The organism is Spirillospora sp. NPDC049024, assembly GCF_040649235.1.
In the GTDB taxonomy this organism is placed as follows: domain Bacteria; phylum Actinomycetota; class Actinomycetes; order Streptosporangiales; family Streptosporangiaceae; genus Spirillospora.
On sequence record NZ_JBEZFD010000003.1, the window covers coordinates 25,540 to 41,734 of the forward strand.

At 69.6% G+C, this 16,195-nt stretch carries 14 protein-coding genes and 1 riboswitch; of the genes, 5 read left to right on the top strand and 9 right to left on the bottom strand.

Annotation, left to right across the window (positions count from 1 at the left end):
• Window positions 1–81: 81 nt before the first annotated feature.
• Complete coding sequence (disA, locus tag AB0C21_RS05705; protein WP_149259756.1) at window positions 82–1,164, top strand: DNA integrity scanning diadenylate cyclase DisA; 1,083 nt, start codon at window positions 82–84, stop codon at window positions 1,162–1,164.
• Window positions 1,165–1,439: 275 nt separating this feature from the next.
• Here the strand turns inward: disA and AB0C21_RS05710 are convergent, their stop codons facing one another.
• The gene (locus AB0C21_RS05710) at window positions 1,440–2,063 is read right to left on the bottom strand and encodes a hypothetical protein (RefSeq protein ID WP_500202890.1); all 624 of its coding nucleotides are present in this window, start codon (window positions 2,061–2,063) and stop codon (window positions 1,440–1,442) included.
• Between the two features lie 69 nt (window positions 2,064–2,132).
• On the opposite strand from AB0C21_RS05710, the gene AB0C21_RS05715 reads away from it, so the two are divergent.
• Window positions 2,133–3,011: an iron-sulfur binding domain-containing protein gene (locus AB0C21_RS05715; RefSeq protein WP_500202891.1), complete on the top strand. Its 879-nt coding sequence runs from the start codon at window positions 2,133–2,135 to the stop codon at window positions 3,009–3,011.
• Window positions 3,012–3,053: 42 nt separating this feature from the next.
• Here the strand turns inward: AB0C21_RS05715 and AB0C21_RS05720 are convergent, their stop codons facing one another.
• Window positions 3,054–4,172, bottom strand: coding sequence for an NADAR family protein (locus tag AB0C21_RS05720; protein WP_500202892.1), 1,119 nt, complete (start codon window positions 4,170–4,172; stop codon window positions 3,054–3,056).
• Window positions 4,173–4,355: 183 nt separating this feature from the next.
• On the opposite strand from AB0C21_RS05720, the gene add reads away from it, so the two are divergent.
• A complete protein-coding gene (gene add, locus AB0C21_RS05725; RefSeq protein WP_500202893.1) occupies window positions 4,356–5,342 on the top strand; it encodes an adenosine deaminase in 987 nt (328 codons plus the stop codon).
• Window positions 5,343–5,528: 186 nt separating this feature from the next.
• On the opposite strand, the gene AB0C21_RS05730 is transcribed toward add, so the two are convergent.
• The 6 genes from AB0C21_RS05730 to AB0C21_RS05755 all read right to left on the bottom strand — a co-directional run bounded on the left by AB0C21_RS05730 (window position 5,529) and on the right by AB0C21_RS05755 (window position 12,734).
• A complete protein-coding gene (locus AB0C21_RS05730; RefSeq protein WP_500202894.1) occupies window positions 5,529–5,918 on the bottom strand; it encodes a VOC family protein in 390 nt (129 codons plus the stop codon).
• Window positions 5,919–6,498: 580 nt separating this feature from the next.
• Complete coding sequence (locus AB0C21_RS05735) at window positions 6,499–9,033, bottom strand: ATP-dependent Clp protease ATP-binding subunit (protein WP_149259762.1); 2,535 nt, start codon at window positions 9,031–9,033, stop codon at window positions 6,499–6,501.
• Window positions 9,034–9,449: 416 nt separating this feature from the next.
• Entirely contained in the window at window positions 9,450–9,773 is a 324-nt protein-coding gene (locus AB0C21_RS05740; RefSeq protein ID WP_089316904.1) for a histone-like nucleoid-structuring protein Lsr2, read from the bottom strand.
• Between the two features lie 981 nt (window positions 9,774–10,754).
• Complete coding sequence (locus tag AB0C21_RS05745) at window positions 10,755–11,378, bottom strand: RDD family protein (protein WP_500202895.1); 624 nt, start codon at window positions 11,376–11,378, stop codon at window positions 10,755–10,757.
• A 7-nt stretch (window positions 11,379–11,385) separates the two neighbouring features.
• A complete protein-coding gene (locus AB0C21_RS05750; protein ID WP_500202896.1) occupies window positions 11,386–12,207 on the bottom strand; it encodes an RDD family protein in 822 nt (273 codons plus the stop codon).
• Between the two features lie 5 nt (window positions 12,208–12,212).
• On the bottom strand, window positions 12,213–12,734 hold the full coding sequence (locus tag AB0C21_RS05755; RefSeq protein ID WP_375708332.1) for an amino-acid N-acetyltransferase: 522 nt from the start codon (window positions 12,732–12,734) through the stop codon (window positions 12,213–12,215).
• A gap of 180 nt (window positions 12,735–12,914) precedes the next feature.
• A riboswitch (cyclic di-AMP (ydaO/yuaA leader) is annotated at window positions 12,915–13,105 on the top strand.
• A 3-nt stretch (window positions 13,106–13,108) separates the two neighbouring features.
• On the opposite strand from AB0C21_RS05755, the gene AB0C21_RS05760 reads away from it, so the two are divergent.
• Complete coding sequence (locus tag AB0C21_RS05760; protein WP_149259765.1) at window positions 13,109–14,104, top strand: C40 family peptidase; 996 nt, start codon at window positions 13,109–13,111, stop codon at window positions 14,102–14,104.
• Between the two features lie 297 nt (window positions 14,105–14,401).
• Here the strand turns inward: AB0C21_RS05760 and AB0C21_RS05765 are convergent, their stop codons facing one another.
• Window positions 14,402–14,635: a transcriptional regulator gene (locus AB0C21_RS05765; RefSeq protein ID WP_141580236.1), complete on the bottom strand. Its 234-nt coding sequence runs from the start codon at window positions 14,633–14,635 to the stop codon at window positions 14,402–14,404.
• Window positions 14,636–15,124: 489 nt separating this feature from the next.
• On the opposite strand from AB0C21_RS05765, the gene AB0C21_RS05770 reads away from it, so the two are divergent.
• Complete coding sequence (locus AB0C21_RS05770) at window positions 15,125–16,147, top strand: LacI family DNA-binding transcriptional regulator (protein ID WP_500202897.1); 1,023 nt, start codon at window positions 15,125–15,127, stop codon at window positions 16,145–16,147.
• Window positions 16,148–16,195: the final 48 nt, after the last annotated feature.

Below are 16,195 nucleotides of genomic sequence, written 5' to 3' on the forward strand. Positions count from 1 at the left end.
GCACGCTTGCGACCTGGGGAGGAACCAGCGCGCGGCCCGCCTCGGTAAACTGGCGCCCGTCCAGCGACCTCCGGGGGTCAGGTGCCAGTACACGACAAGAGTCATGACGAACGACGCCGCGCCACCTTGGCCGCGGTGGCTCCGGGCACCCAGATCCGCGACGGGCTGGAGCGCATCCTGCGGGGCCACACCGGCGCGCTGATCGTGCTCGGCTACGACAAGCCCGTCGAGGACCTGTGCTCGGGCGGCTTCGAGCTCGACGTCGAGTTCTCCGCCACCCGGCTGCGCGAGCTCGCCAAGATGGACGGCGCGATCGTCCTCGACGACAGCCACACCCGCATCGTCCGCGCCGCCGTCCACCTCGTGCCGGACTCCACCCTCCCCACCGAGGAGTCGGGGACCCGCCACCGCACCGCCGAGCGCGTCGCCCGCCAGACCGGCCTGCCGGTCATCTCGGTGAGCCAGTCGATGCACATCATCGCGCTCTACCTCGACGGCATCCGCTACGTCCTGGAAGACTCCGCCGCCATCCTCTCCAAGGCCAACCAGGCCCTGGCGACGCTCGAACGCTACAAGCTGCGCCTCGACGAGGTGTCCGGCACGCTGTCGGCGCTGGAGATCGAGGACCTCGTCACCGTCCGGGACGTCAGCGCCGTCGTCCAGCGCCTGGAGATGGTGCGCCGCATCGCCGACGAGATCGAGGGCTACGTCGTCGAGCTCGGCACCGACGGCCGGCTGCTGTCCCTCCAGCTCGACGAGCTGGTCTCCGGGGTCGACGTCGACCGGCAGCTGATCGTCCGCGACTACCCGTCCGCCGACACCCGCACCCGCGGCGTCGACGCCATCCTGTCCTCCCTGGACACCCTCTCGGCCAACGAACTGCTCGACCTGTCCACGGTCGCCGAGGTGATGGGCTTCGCCGGCCCCGACGCCCTCGACCTGCCCGTGAGCCCCAAGGGCTTCCGGCTGCTCGCCAAGGTGCCCCGCCTGCCGAGCACGGTCGTCGAGCGGCTCGTCGAGCACTTCGGCGGCCTGCAGAAACTCCTCGCCGCCAGCATCGACGACCTCCAGGCCGTCGGCGGCGTGGGCGAGTCCCGCGCCCGGAGCGTCCGCGAGGGCCTCTCCCGCCTGGCCGAATCCTCCATCCTGGAGCGCTACGTCTGACCAGGCCCCCAGGCCACCCCTACCAAACCGCCCGCTGAGGTCCGCCCCACCAGGCCGAATCCTCCGTACTCGAACGCCTCGTCCAGCCCAGGCACCGGAATCAGCGAACCTGCCCCCCGGAGTGTCCGCGAGGCCTGCCCCGCTAGCCCGAATCCTCCATCCTGCGGCCCTTCATCCAGGGCGTGGTTCGAAGTGGGGTGAGCGCGTGAGCCTGACGCAGTCGGGTCTCCGGTAGATGGGTCTCGCCACGAAGGAACCCAACTACAGGGGCTGGGTCAGCGGAGGGTGAAGACCAGTTTCTTGGCCGTCGCGCCCTTCAGGGTGGCCACGTAGGTGCCGGGGCGGGCGCGGACCTTGCCCTCGCAGTCGCGCCGGCGGTTCCAGGCGACCTCGTCCACAAAGGGGATGCCGCGCTGGAGTGTCGCTTTGGGCTCGCCCTCCTTGCGGCACTTGGCCGACGACCAGATCCGGTCCGCGCCGGAGGTGATGCGAACGTCCAGCAAGCCCCTGTCGAACACGCACGAGCCCTCTCCCGTGCTGACGACCGTGACGCGGAACTCCGGCCGTTCGGTCCTCGCGTAGACGTTCTTCGCGGCGGACATGTTGACGACGAGCTCATCGGGATCGCAGGGGCCGCCGTCGGCCTGCCCCGCCCCGGGCGTGGTCGTCGTGGTGACGGTCACCGTGGGCATAGCGCTCGGCGGCGGCGGAGGGCTCGCGCCGTCGACCGCGCCCGCGTCGCGGACCCGCTCGTCCTCCCCGGCCCCGCCGGTGCCGCCTCCGCACGTCCAGGCCAGGAGGCCGACGGCGCCGAGGACGCCGGCCAGGGCCAGCGCGCGCCGCTTCCAGTACCGGTCGAGCCCGATACCATTTCCATCACTATCAGTGTTCGCCCCCATGCGGGCAGTATGCATTCGCCGAAGCGGAAAGAGCGGACGACCCGCCGCGTGCCACAATGGCGACGCGCCATGAACACCGACTCCGCCTACACCGCCCCGATCCTCGACTGGTACGACGCGAACGCCCGGGACCTGCCGTGGCGGGCGCCGGACGCGACCCCCTGGGGCGTCCTCGTCAGCGAGATCATGCTCCAGCAGACGCCGGTCTCCCGCGTCCTGCCCGTCTGGGACACGTGGATGACGCGCTGGCCGACCCCCGCCGCGCTCGCCGCCGAACCGTCCGGCGAGGCCGTCCGCGCGTGGGGACGGCTCGGCTACCCGCGCCGCGCGCTGCGCCTCCACGCGACCGCCCGCGCGATCACCGAACGGCACGGCGGCGACGTCCCCTCCTCGCACGCGGACCTGCTGGCGCTCCCCGGCATCGGCGCCTACACGGCCGCGGCGGTCGCCAGCTTCGCGTTCCGGCAGCGGCACGCCGTCCTCGACACCAACGTCCGGCGCGTCCTGGCCCGGCTGCTCACCGGCGTCGAGTACCCGCCGAAGACGCAGACCAGGGCCGAGGTCAGGCTCGCGGAAAGCCTCCTGCCGCTCGACCCGCCGACCGCCGCCCGCTGGGCCGTCGCCGTCATGGAACTGGGCGCGCTGGTCTGCACCGCCCGCTCGCCCCGCTGCGTCGACTGCCCGGTCATCGACAGGTGCGCGTGGCAGTCGAACGGCCGTCCCGCCTACGACGGTCCGCCCCGCCGGGGCCAGACGTACGCAGGCACCGACCGTCAGTGCCGGGGCCGCCTCCTCGCCGTCCTCCGGGACGCCGAGGAACCGGTCGCGAAACCGGCCCTCGACGTCGTCTGGTCCGACCCCGTCCAACGCGAACGCGCCCTCGACGCCCTCATAGCCGACGGCCTAGTAGACCCCCTAGAAGACGGCCGCTACGCCCTACCAACCTGACCCAGGGCCCGCGAGTACCGCGTGGAGCGCAATTCGGCGTCTTTAGGTAAGGCGGACGCCGGCTCTCTGGGCGCGGATTTCGGAGCGGACCAGTTCCAGAAGCCGTCCCACCCAGTTGCGGCCTTCGGCTCCGCGTGCAATCCAGTGGTCGGATCCGCTTCCGCTGTAGGCGAGCGGCGCGTCGGCCGTGTCGAGCAGGAGGTCCGCCAATTCCGAATGCTGCGCGTATTTGGCGCGCAGAAGCCCGCTCATCACCGCTGTCCTGACGTGCGGCCAGTCCTGACGGCGGGGCGCCCCTGCCGCGATCTCCCGGGCCTCGTAGGGGCGTTCAGCTGCGCGGATCCGCTCGCGGGCCTCGGGATCCTCTGTCGACAGGGCCCAGTAAGCGTGCGTGACCGTCGGGTAGACGACTCCGCCGACCTCGATCGGAGCCGGGTAGTCGTTCTGCAGGGCGTCGACTCCCGGGTCCGTCGGCCACCCCTTCGGAAACACGCGGCTGCCGAAGTGAATCGTCGCCGACACAGGTTCGGGTGAATCGTCGGCCGGGCGTTTCGCTTCGAACTCGGCGCGAGCGCGCTCCTCCTCGGCGAAGTAGTCGAAAGCCCATTCCCGCATGGCTTCGGTGACCACTTCGTCCTCGAACCAGCCGCCTATCGGACGCTCGCCGATATCGGTACAGAGGAAGACGATCGGCCGATCCTTGCTGTCCATGTCACCGAGCGCGTAATGGCGCTTGTGCTCGGGGATCGCCAGGTACGCCTCGCGCAGCGCCAGCCGGTCGGCCTCGTCCCTGGACTCCAGATACCGGTCCAGCACGGCCAGGCAGCGGTCGGTGGAGTCCGGACGTCCGTTGAGCCGCTCGATGTCGTCGGCCACCTCCCCCAGCAGCATCTCCGCGGTGAGGCCGAACATCGGGTCGGCGGCCTTCCACCGCCCCAGTTCGAAGGCGCTGATCTCGCCGCCCTCGGGTACCTCTGTGACCACCCAGCCGCATTCGAGCTTCTCCCGCAGGCCCTCCAGGTCGACCCACTCCCAGCAGTCGATCAAGCCGTCCGCGAAGACCCGGAGGTCCGTGAGGTGGTACGTGAAGTTGTGGATGAAGACGGGCCTCGCCACTCCCTCGATGCGCCGGCCGTCCTCAACGCGATAGATCCGTTTCAATGCGGGGACTCCTCAATCCTCGTCCAGTGGCGCGGAGCGCGGCCACTCGACCGTTGCCGGCTCACCGGGGGACGCGACACCACATCCCGGACATGCGCGTCCGGAAGATCATGGTCGGGCCTCCCACGGGCGTCAACGAATATTCGCTCGTCAGCCCCGGCCGCCGGCTCGTACCGTACGCACGTGCGCGATCTGCTCAGCCTGCCCAAAGCCCACCTGCACGTTCACCTTGAGAGCACCGTCCGCCACGCCACTCTCCGCGAGATCGGCGCCGCGAACGGCGTGCGGGTCCCGGACGATGTCGGCACGTTCAGTGACTTCGCCTCCTTCTTCGCGCAGAACGAACTCGTCCGCGCCTGCCTGCAGCGGGCCGACGACTTCCGCCGCGTCGCCTACGAGTTCTGCGAGGACGAGTCAGCCCAAGGCGTCCGGTACGCCGAGGTCTCGTTCACCGCCGCCGCGCATGGCGAGCGCCTCGGCGACCTCGGCATGCCCTTGGCGGCCGTCCTGGAGGGCCTGGAAGCGGGCCAGGAGGCCTTCGGCATCGAGTGCCGCCTGATCCTCGACCACTCCCGCCGCCGCTCCGTAGAGCGCGCCTGGAAGACCCTGGAGCTGGCCCGCCGGCACGACCGCGTGGTCGCCGTGGGCCTCGCGGGTGACGAGGCCCACCCCGGTGACCCCTTCACCGAGGTCTTCGCCGCCGCCCACGACACCGGGCTCCACGTCGTCCACCACGCGGGCGAGGGCGAGGGACCCGCCAGCATCCGTCAGGCCCTCGGCCCCGGCCGCACCGAGCGCCTGGGCCACGGCATCCGGATCCTGGACGACCCGGACCTGGTCGCCGAGGTCCGCGAACGCGGAATCGCCCTGGAAGTCTGCCCGTCCTCGAACGTAGCCCTGGGCTTCGTCCCGTCCCTGGACGCGCACCCCCTCCCCCGCCTCCGCGACGCGGGCCTGCTGGTGACCCTCAACACCGACATCCCCGCCCTGATCGACACCCCTCTCGCCACCGAGTACGCCCACGTCCGCACCGCCTTCGGCTACGACGACCCAGCCCTGGCCGAGCTGGCCCGCGCGGGCGTGACCGCCTCCTTCGCCCCGCCCCGCACCAAAGAGACCCTCCACGAAGCCATCACGGCCTGGCTCACGGCACCGCCCACCGCCCCTTGACCAAGCCCTCCCGTCCGCGCGACCCCGCCCCGAGCAGGCCCGAGCCGGACGGCCGGAGCGGGGCCGAAGCCCAGCCACTCTGAGCAGAACCAGCGGGATCCGACGAGCAAGACCCAATCCACCGTGGCTCTGATCCAAGGATCCGCGGCGGCGGCGGACGCCGGCGACCGAACGGCGTTCTGTGGATTACTCGACCGGGGCCTCGGGCTCGCGGATGAAGAGGCAGAACGGGTGCCCTATGGGGTCCAAGCAGACCCGGACGTCATCATCCGGCTGGAAGTCGGCCAGAACGGCCCCCACGGCCTCCGCGTGCTCCAACGCGGCGTCCAGGTCCTCCACCTCAAAGTCCAGGTGGACCATCTGCAGTTGGGCGCCCTCGGCGGCGGGCCAGGTGGGGGCCTTGTAGAGCGGCTCCGTCTGGAACGACAGGCCGGTGCCGCCACCCGGCGGACGCAGCTTCACCCAGTCGGGCTCGTCCTGCACGACCGTCCAACCGAGGAGCCGCCGATAGAAGTCCGCCAGCGCGTGCGGGTCAGGAGCATCGAGGACGGGGGCGGACAGGATCAGACGGCTCATCACGACTCCCGGGGGGCAGTTGATCATGTGAGAGGGATCCTGCCCATGAGAAACCCGGACATGCGGATGCCCGACCCGCGATGGCCCAGAATGTGCGGGCCGATGGTCCGCGGACGTCGAAGCCGCGTCCGCACAGGTGCGGTCGGCTCGACCCGCCTCCTGCGGCAGGACATGACGCTTAGCGCCCACCTCAGCCACTGTCCTCCGGCCAGCAACAACCGGCGGGCCTCGCGATCGCGTCCGAAGGCAGATTCGAGCGAAGCAAGAATCTGATCGCGCAGCGAGCCGCAAGGCGAGCCGCAGCGATGCCAGCGATCGCCGCAGTGCCCGACGCCTCTGGCACCCACCTCAGCCACCACCACAACCACGCAACGACCCCGACACCCGCGATCGCGTCCGAAGGCAGATTCGAGCGAAGCAAGAATCTGATCGCGCAGCGAGCCGCAAGGCGAGCCGGAGCGATGCCAGCGATCGCCGCAGTGCCCGACGATGGAGGGCCGCCAAGGCCCGAAGGAGGAGAGCGCTGCAATAGACACAGAACCCGCACCGGCAAACCGGTGCGGGCCCTTGTGCGCGGACGTCAGTCCTTGTTGAAGTTGACCGCGCCCTCGATGGGGGGCGGGCTGTCCGGGACGGTGGACGGCTTCGGCACGCCCTTGAACGTGAACTTGGCGTTCTCGGCCGAGTCCTTGTTCTCGGGGTCGAAGCCCTCCGTGCCGACGATCACGATCTGGCCGGGCTTGAGCTCGTTGTACAGGATCTTCTCGGACAGGTTGTCCTCGATCTCCCGCTGGATCGTGCGGCGCAGCGGCCGGGCGCCGAGCACCGGGTCGTAGCCGCGGATCGCGAGCAGGTCCTTGGCCTCCTGGCGGAGCTCGATGCCCATGTCGCGGTCGTGGAGCCGCTGGTCCACCTTGGCGATCATCAGGTCGACGATCTGGATGATCTCCTTCGGCGTGAGCTGGTGGAAGACCACCGTGTCGTCGACGCGGTTGAGGAACTCGGGCCGGAAGTGCTGCTTGAGCTCCTCCGAGACCTTCGCCTTCATCCGCTCGTACGAGCCCTGCTCGTCGTTCTGCCGGGCGAAGCCCATGGAGACGCCCTTGGAGATGTCCTTGGACCCCAGGTTCGTCGTCATGATGATGACGGTGTTCTTGAAGTCCACGACGCGGCCCTGCGCGTCGGTGAGGCGGCCGTCCTCCAGGATCTGCAGCAGCGAGTTGAAGATGTCCTGGTGGGCCTTCTCGATCTCGTCGAACAGGACCACCGAGAACGGCTTGCGGCGCACCTTCTCGGTGAGCTGGCCGCCCTCCTCGTACCCGACGTAGCCGGGCGGGGAGCCGAACAGCCGCGAGACGGTGTGCTTCTCCATGAACTCGGACATGTCGAGCTGGATCAGCGCGTCCTCGTCGCCGAACAGGAACTCCGCGAGCGTCTTGGAGAGCTCGGTCTTACCGACACCGGACGGGCCGGCGAAGATGAACGAGCCGCCGGGGCGCTTGGGGTCCTTCAGGCCGGCGCGGGTACGCCGGATCGACTGCGAGAGCGCCTTGATGGCGTCCTCCTGGCCGATGACGCGCTTGTGGAGCTCGTCCTCCATGCGCAGCAGGCGGGTCGACTCCTCCTCGGTCAGCTTGAAGACCGGGATGCCGGTGGCGGTGGCGAGGACCTCGGCGATCAGCTCGTCGGTGACCTCGGCGACGACGTCCATGTCGCCGGCCTTCCACTCCTTCTCCCGCTGCGCCTTCTGGCCGAGCAGCTGCTTCTCGGAGTCGCGCAGCGCCGCGGCCTTCTCGAAGTCCTGCGCGTCGATCGCGGACTCCTTGTCGCGCCGGACGTCGGCGATCTTCTCGTCGTACTCGCGCAGGTCCGGCGGCGCGGTCATGCGGCGGATGCGCATCCGCGAGCCGGCCTCGTCGATCAGGTCGATCGCCTTGTCGGGCAGGAACCGGTCGCTGATGTAGCGGTCGGCGAGCTGCGCGGCGGCGACCAGCGCGCTGTCGGTGATCGACACGCGGTGGTGCGCCTCGTAGCGGTCCCGCAGGCCCTTCAGGATCTCGATCGTGTGCGACAGCGACGGCTCGGCGACCTGGATCGGCTGGAAGCGGCGCTCGAGCGCGGCGTCCTTCTCCAGGTGCTTGCGGTACTCGTCCAACGTCGTCGCGCCGATGGTCTGCAGCTCACCGCGCGCCAGCATCGGCTTGAGGATCGAGGCGGCGTCGATCGCGCCCTCGGCGGCGCCCGCACCGACCAGCGTGTGCAGCTCGTCGATGAACAGGATGATGTCGCCGCGGGTGCGGATCTCCTTCAGCACCTTCTTCAGGCGCTCCTCGAAGTCGCCGCGGTACCGGGAGCCGGCGACCAGCGCGCCCAGGTCGAGGGTGTACAGCTGCTTGTCCTTGAGCGTCTCGGGCACCTCGCCCTTGACGATCTTCTGCGCGAGGCCCTCGACGACGGCGGTCTTGCCGACGCCGGGCTCGCCCACCAGGACGGGGTTGTTCTTGGTGCGGCGGGACAGCACCTGCATGACCCGCTCGATCTCCTTGTCCCGGCCGATGACCGGGTCGAGCTTGCCCTCGCGCGCCGCCTGCGTCAGGTTGCGGCCGAACTGGTCGAGCACGAGGGACGTGGAGGGAGCCGACTCCGAGGGACCGCCGGAGGCGGCCGGCTCCTTGCCCTGGTAGCCGTGCAGCAACTGGATGACCTGCTGGCGGACCCGGTTCAGGTCGGCGCCGAGCTTCACCAGCACCTGGGCCGCGACGCCCTCGCCCTCACGGATCAGACCCAGCAGGATGTGCTCGGTGCCGATGTAGTTGTGGCCGAGCTGCAACGCCTCGCGCAGCGACAGCTCAAGGACCTTCTTGGCACGCGGAGTGAACGGGATGTGGCCCGACGGCGCCTGCTGGCCCTGGCCGATGATCTCTTCAACCTGCTGACGCACGGCCTCAAGACTGATCCCCAGGCTCTCCAGAGCCTTGGCGGCCACGCCCTCACCCTCGTGGATCAGACCCAGGAGGATGTGCTCGGTGCCGATGTAGTTGTGGTTGAGCATCCTGGCCTCTTCCTGAGCCAGGACGACAACCCGCCGCGCGCGGTCGGTGAACCTCTCGAACATCTCGTCGCTCCTCACAGAGCGGTTGGGCAGAGTCCGGAACGTCCGGAACTGTCCTTCCGCATGCTAGCCCGCCCCGAGGAGGCCGCCCGGTGCACTCCCACCAGGAGACGTTCCCCAGCTATGCGCTGTTCAGTCTCATCCAACTACCGCATCGGTGCGTCATGTTCCCGCTACGCCCCAAGCGAACGGGGGACTTTTCGCAGGTCGGTCAAGGCGCGGGCCGAGAGTGCCGAATGGGGGTGGAGTTTCCACCCGCGCGCCCTGTGTACCTCACGGCGGACTCGGCGAACCGCGCGGACGCTACGCCACAAGCGAACGGCTCACCGGGAGAACGGCCGCCCTGCCGACGGAGCGCCCCGCTAACGGCGAACGGCCCGCCCCGCGAACGGTGACGGGCCGCCGGTGGTCCGGGCGGATCAGTTGGCCGCCTCGTACTGCTCGATCACGTGCGCCGGGATGCGGCCGCGCTCATTGACCTTGATGCCGTTGTTCTTGGCCCAGGCGCGGATCTCGGCACTGCGTTCGCGGCTGGAAGCGCCGCGCTGCCGGCGGCGGCGGTTGACCGTGCCCGCCTTACGGGACTTCTCGACGAACGGCTGCAGCGATTCCCGCAGCTTCGTCGCGTTGGCGCCACTGAGGTCGATCTCGTAGGAGGCGCCGTCGATCGAGAACGCTACGGTCTCGTCCGCCTCGCCACCGTCGAGGTCGTCGACGAGAAGCACCTGAACCTTCTGTGCCATGGGGACAGACCTTTCGGCTTGAGCAAACTCTAATCGAGTGCCAAAGATATACCTAGAACTTCGCAGATGACAATTCCGGCGTCCACCATGAACCGGCAGTCGAGGGAAACCGCCTTCCGCCCGTGACCGGCTGTAATCGGCCTCGTCGTTTCGGGTGCGCACAGACCTCGGATGACGCCCGGACCCGGCCCGGGCGCCATGAATTCCCCAACCCGCGGCGACGCGCCCGGGTTTTCAACCGTGACCGGCGTCACTGCGTACCGCGCTGACCTGCGCAGGGGTGCGCGCATTGGGCCGGGTTTGCGGACGGCGCCGCCCCGGCCGCGATTAACCTCCCGTATCGGGCACTAACCGCCTGCCCGCGCGGTAATGCGCAGGTGACCGCAGTGCCTGATCAACCCCCGGTACCGGTGGACGTGGACGAATAACGCCCGAGGGCCCGGCCCCGAAATCTGTTGCCGCGGCAGGACGGGCGCGGTCCTCGCCCTGCTCGCGCCGCGGAAGCGGGGTGCCGACCGGTGCCGCGAAATCAGGAGATCGGGACACAATCCCACCGTCTGCCCCAGTTCTTCAACCCGGCCCCGGAGACCGGCGGAGCCACGCCTCAGGCCCGGCTTCCACCGCGCGGGGCATGCCGTGCGAAAGGTCCGTTCCAAGGGCGAGGGCATGCCATCCGGAGTAAGTCCAGGCCCGCTATCAAGCGGTCGCGTTCTGGCCACGGCAACGGCATCGGAGGGAACTCTCAAAGCGGAGGCGACGTCCGGGACGCGACACATCCCGCCGGTTTCAAGACCGCAACCGGAAGGAACGGGCATATGCCGCCCGCCCCTGGGGCGCCGGAAACAGCGAGCATCTCGGCCAAAGCATGTATGGCGCATGCGAGCGGAGTCGCGTGCGCGCCGGCGCGCGCACGCGACTCCGTGGTATCGGACGGGCGGTATTGGAACCCCGCGAGCGCCTCCCGGCACCCGGGAGATGCCCTCAGAAGGCCGAGGATTCAGGCCGGGGGCGCTTTACCACGAGCGTCCCGGCGACCCTGTCGTGAACGGCCTGGCGGCTCGTGCCCTCGAACACGGCCCCCGCGTTCACGATCCAGAAGATGCTCGCGAGCAGACCGAGAACGGGAATCGGGCGCAGTCCGATCGGCACCGAATAGACGGCGGCGCGCAGAACGCAGCGCAGAACGTCCGGACGCGCGTGTGCACCGGAGGACTCGGCCTCCCCCGGAGACGCGCTCTCCTCGGGCTCGGGGGCCGTCACGGGCACGAATCCGGGCACGGAAACGGGTATGGCCGAGGCGCCCCCGGGACCGGCGGCGCCGGCGGCCTCCCCGGCCCCCTGTGCCGCCGCTCCAGAGGCCTCCTGAGCGGTCGCCGCGACCACCTCGATGCCCGCGACGCGCTTGCCGAGCGTCCGGCCCCAGAGGGCGAGCTGGACCGCCTCGTAGAGCAGCATGCATCCGGCCACGGCTGTCGGAGCCACGACGTCCGCCGTGTGCCCGGACACGAGCTCGCGGACGACGAGAACGACGGGGATGCCGACGACGAGCGTGTCGACGACGCGCGCGAGGAGCCTCTGTCCGGGCTCGGCGAGCGGTGCCGCCATCGTGGCCTTAGCCCGCGTACTCGGAGTACTCGGAATCGTCATATCCGACCCGCTCGTCGATGACGAGCGTGCCGGCGAAGCGGTCATGCAGTGACTGGTGCAGGGGCTGGTCCCAGATCGCCCAGAGGTAGGCCATGAGCGCGCCCGCCCAGACCAGCACCATCCCGTACGCGGCGTAGTCCCACACCATCACCGCCAAGACGAGGAAGAAGAAAACGCCGAGCTGGTAACCGACGTGGGTGATCCCCGCCCGCCAGACCGCCTGCGTCGTGGTGATCGGGCTGCCCGCAGGACGCGCCTGGACGACGCCAAGGCCGAGGACGCGCTTCCCAAGCGTGCGCCCCCACATGGACAACTGGACGGCCTCGTAGATGAACGGCAGCACGGACAGCACGCAGAAGAGGGTGAAGATGATGGGCCAGTTCCACACACCCCCCTCGTCCTCGGTCTTGCTGCCGGGCTTGCCCAGACCGAAGGCACCGATCGTCACCGGAAGGACGAGGGCGAATCCGAAGACCGCGACGAGCGCGTTGTCGATGATCCGGGCGCCCGCCCGGCGGTGGATCGGCGCCAGCGCCAGATCGCCGCCGTCGTCGTAGGAGCCGTGGTGGTCGTAGGAGCCGTGGTCGTCATAGGCGGGCTGCTGGTTCCACTGCTGCTGCGACTGCCACTGCTGCTGAGGCTGCTGGGGCTGCTGCCACTGCTGCTGGGACGACGGCTGCTGCTGCGGCTGCTGCCACTGAGGACCTTGGTACTGGGGCGGCGGGCCGTACGAACCCTGCCCCTGCTGGGGCCGATAAGGCCGCCCGCTGTGGGGGGAATCGCTCATTTGAGTCAGTCCTCCAGGCGAAGCAACATCCGGGTGTTGCCCAACGTATTCGGCTTGACCCGGTCGAGGTCCAAGAACTCTGCCACGCCTTCGTCGTAGGAGCGGAGAAGTTCCTCGTACACCTCAGGCGCCACCGGAGTCCCCAGGATCTGCTGGAAGCCGTGGCGGGCGAAGAACTCCACCTCGAAGGTAAGGCAGAACACCCTCCGCACGCCGAGTTCCCGTGCGGTCTCCAGGAGGCGGGTCACGATCCGGTGCCCGATTCCCCGTCCCCCGCACTCCTTCTCAACGGCGACCGAGCGGACCTCCGCGAGGTCCTCCCACATGACGTGGAGGGCGCCGCACCCGACGACGCGCCCAGGCGTCCCGTGCTGGATGTCCTCGGCGACCCAGAACTCCTGGACGTCCTCGTACAGCTTGACCGTCGTCTTCTTCAGCAGGCGCCGCCCCGACCCGGCGTACAGATCGACGAGCCTGCGTATCTCCTGGACGTCGGCGGTGCGGGCACGCCGGATCACGACTTCCACAAACAGGCGAGATTATCGAACGCCGCCGCTCGCCAGGGGCACCCCTCCGCGCAGGCGGCCGAACGCGCCGCCACCGCGCCGCGCCACCTGCGAATTCGCATGTTCTGGTTGGCATCCCATGCGGGTTCCGTTAGTGTCCATCGCTGACGTCGGCCGACCGCAGGACGGAGGCCGAACCGCCGAGTCCCAAGGCCGCAACCAGCGTCCTGGGAGCCGGGGACCCACTTTCGGAGCGTTTCGGGGGATCGCCCTGACGACCAACCGTGAGGGGTGAATCCGCAGCCGCGAGCGATCGGTCGCGCGCGGCCGCGGACGGGCTGCTCCGGCCCCAACCCGTCAGCTAACCCGGTAGGCGGCTGAGGAGAGGAGTATTCGTGAAGCGATCGCGGCATGCTTCCCTTTCACGCTTCTACGGGCGCGCGGCCACGGCGGTCGGCGCGCTCATCGTCGTTTCGGCCGCTCCGTACGCGCTCGTCCCGCACACGCTCGCCGTCGCGCACGCCGACCCCGACCCCTCGGCCAAGGAGCTGAGGACGAAGGCCCTCAAGCTCGCCGACCAGCTGGAGCAGCTCACCGAGCAGTACAACGGGCTGAAGGTCAGGCTCGCGCAGTCGCAGCGCGCCGCCAAGGTGGCCACGGAGAACGCCAAGCGGCAGGAGAAGACGCTAGAGACGCTCCGCCAGAAGGTCGGATCCCTCGCGGCGACGAGCTACATGCAGGGCGGCTCCGACCCCACGGTCTCCTTCGTCGCCTCCCAGGACCCGCAGTCCATCCTCGACCAGGCCGCGACCCTGCACTACTTCGCCAAGCAGGACAGCACCCAGGTGCTCGGGCTCATGCAGGCCATGCAGTCCGCGCAGCGGGCCCGCAAGTCCGCCGAGTCCCGCGCCAAGCAGGTGAAGGATCTGAAGTCGCAGCTCGAGTCGCAGCGCACGAAGGTCACCGACGCCTACGAGAAGATCCGCGGCAAGCTCGTCGACAAGGACCCCACCCAGCTCGCCAAGCTCCCGGTCGTCGGCACCGGCAAGGCCGCGCAGGCGCTCCGGTACGCGATGAGCAAGATCGGCCGCCCGTACGTGTGGGGCGCCGCCGGGCCGAGCACCTTCGACTGCTCCGGCCTCACGATGTGGGCCTACAAGCAGGTCGGCATCAACCTGCCGCACTACACCGGCAGCCAGTGGAACGCGGGAACGCACGTGTCGCGCAGCGAGCTGCAGCCCGGCGACCTCGTGTTCTTCTACTCCGACCTGCACCACATGGGCATCTACGTCGGCGGCGGCAAGATGCTGCACGCCCCGCAGACCGGAGACGTCGTGAAGATCGCCTCCATGGACGGACGCCCCTTCGCCGGCGGAGTGCGGGTCGCCTGACCGGGGCCCGGCAGGCAACGCGTACGACGATCGATACCGCCGTGGCTGCGGACTTCGCCGCGCCGACCGTGCCAGTGAGGGCGGACGTGTCGGGCAGGGCACACGTGGTGGTCCTGCCGGCTTTCGGGCCGGCTCAGGGGGCGTGCCCGGTTCGAACGCCGTCCGCGGCGGCGCCTTCTGCAGGGACCTACCTGCCAGGGCGCCGGCGCCGCCGCTGCGGGGTCGGACGGAATTCGAACGAGCCGCCAATTCTCCGGATGACGCCCGCCGTCCCCTGGCGAGCGTCGGGGGTGCAGGCTAGATGAGCTGCCTCCGGGCCGCCCACACCACGGCCTCGATAGGGGTGTTGACCTCCAGCCGGTCGCAGATCGTCCGCAGCCGGCGCCGCAAGGTCCGAGCGCTCAGTTCCAGCTTGCGTGCCGCCACATCGGCGGTGACACCGCTGGCGATCTGGGCGAGCAGTCGGATCTCCTCTTCGCTCAGCCCGAAATCGTCGGTGCCACGACGTGCGAGTGTGGCTGCTGTTTCCACTCCGTCCTCCCTCGTCCGTGGTGATGACCGCGGGGATGCAGCCGTCCGCTGCACAGGCACGGGTTGGCCTCGATCTGTACGCGCGTTGGGTTGCCGGGTCCGGACCCTTCCGGACTTAGATCATCGGGTTCCTTTGCTGTCTCACGCGCTTGGCCGGAGGTGGCCGCATGGCCGATTGCGGGGGTGTACGGGGGAACTCCGGGTGACGATTCACTCGTTGCCCCGCCGAGGGAGACGGGATGAGATCGCCAGCCATCCGCACCCGCCCCTCTCGCCGAACTCACCGGTCCTCGCAAGTGAACGAAGATCGTGAATCGTTTCAAGCTACGCTTCGGCTCGGAACGCTAGGCGGCCGGATCCGGCCCGTCAAGCGCCGGTCAAGAGCGCTACGCGCCCGTACGTTCACCATGTGTGACCGTGCATTCGGTGCCACGCCATGCAAAACTCCACTACCTGGGAAAACGCCCATGGAGCGGGACGAGGAGCGAGTTGCCACAGACCAGCATCCGTGAGGTCGCGAGGCGCGCGGGCGTCTCAGTTGGGACCGTTTCGAATGTCCTAAACCGGCCAGATCTCGTGGCCGAAGCTACCCGTGACCGTGTCCGCGCGGCGATCGAGGAGCTCGGGTTCGTCCGCAACGAGTCCGCGCGCCGGCTCCGCACGGGCCCCGAACGGACCGCGGGCGAGTTCGGCGACCAGCCGCGCCGGGCGTTCGGCGTGGTAGTGGAGGACCTCACCAACCCGTACGCGACCGACGTCGCGCGGGGCGCCGAGGCCGCGCTCAACGCGGCCGGACACGACGCGCTGTGGCTGTCCAGCGACCACTCCGCCGCCAAGGAGCGCCGCTCGCTGGAACTGCTCACCGAGCAGCAGGCCGCCGGGGTCCTGGTCATCCCGGTCAAGCTCGGCCCCCGCGACATCTCCCGGCTGCGCGCCGCGGGGATGAGCGTGGTGGTGATCGACCGGGACGCCGTCGACGTGTGCTCCGCCCGGGTCGACCACGTGGCGGGCGGCGAGACCGCCGCAGCCCATCTGCTCGGCATCGGACGCCGGCGCATCGCGTTCGTCACCGGCGTCCCAGAGCCGCAGCCCTGCGTGGAACGCCGCGCCGGAGCCGCCCGCACGATCGTCGAGGCGGGTCTCGGCACGCCGACCGTCCTGGTCAAGCACGCTCTGAGCCCGACCGAGGGGCAGGCCGCCGCACACGAGATCATGGCCATGTCGCCGGTGCCCGACGGCGTGTTCTGCGCCAACGACCTGCTGGCGATCGGCCTGATCAACGAGCTGACCCGGCTCGGCGTCCGCGTCCCCGACGACATCGCCGTGGTCGGCTACGACGACATCGAGCTCGCGGCGAGCGCCGCCGTGCCGCTCACCACCATCCGCCAGCCGCGCCGCGAGCTCGGCTGGGAGGCCGCCGAACTCGCCATGGCCGAGATCGGCGAGGGCAAGTCGCACCAGCACCGGCAGGTCGTCCAGCGGCCCGAGCTGGTGATCAGAGAAAGCGCTTAGCGGCCCCGTCCGGCCGCTATTGACATCTCGTCTCAGATTCGGGTCGGC

Excerpts from the sequence above, each read along its gene's own strand:
- AB0C21_RS05710 (WP_500202890.1), bottom strand. The coding sequence starts at position 2,063 with ATGGGGGCGAACACTGATAGTGATGGAAATGGTATCGGGCTCGACCGG.
- AB0C21_RS05735 (WP_149259762.1), bottom strand. The coding sequence starts at position 9,033 with ATGTTCGAGAGGTTCACCGACCGCGCGCGGCGGGTTGTCGTCCTGGCT.
- AB0C21_RS05745 (WP_500202895.1), bottom strand. The coding sequence starts at position 11,378 with ATGGCGGCACCGCTCGCCGAGCCCGGACAGAGGCTCCTCGCGCGCGTC.
- AB0C21_RS05750 (WP_500202896.1), bottom strand. The coding sequence starts at position 12,207 with ATGAGCGATTCCCCCCACAGCGGGCGGCCTTATCGGCCCCAGCAGGGG.
- AB0C21_RS05730 (WP_500202894.1), bottom strand. The coding sequence starts at position 5,918 with ATGAGCCGTCTGATCCTGTCCGCCCCCGTCCTCGATGCTCCTGACCCG.
- AB0C21_RS05740 (WP_089316904.1), bottom strand. The coding sequence starts at position 9,773 with ATGGCACAGAAGGTTCAGGTGCTTCTCGTCGACGACCTCGACGGTGGC.
- AB0C21_RS05715 (WP_500202891.1), top strand. The coding sequence starts at position 2,133 with ATGAACACCGACTCCGCCTACACCGCCCCGATCCTCGACTGGTACGAC.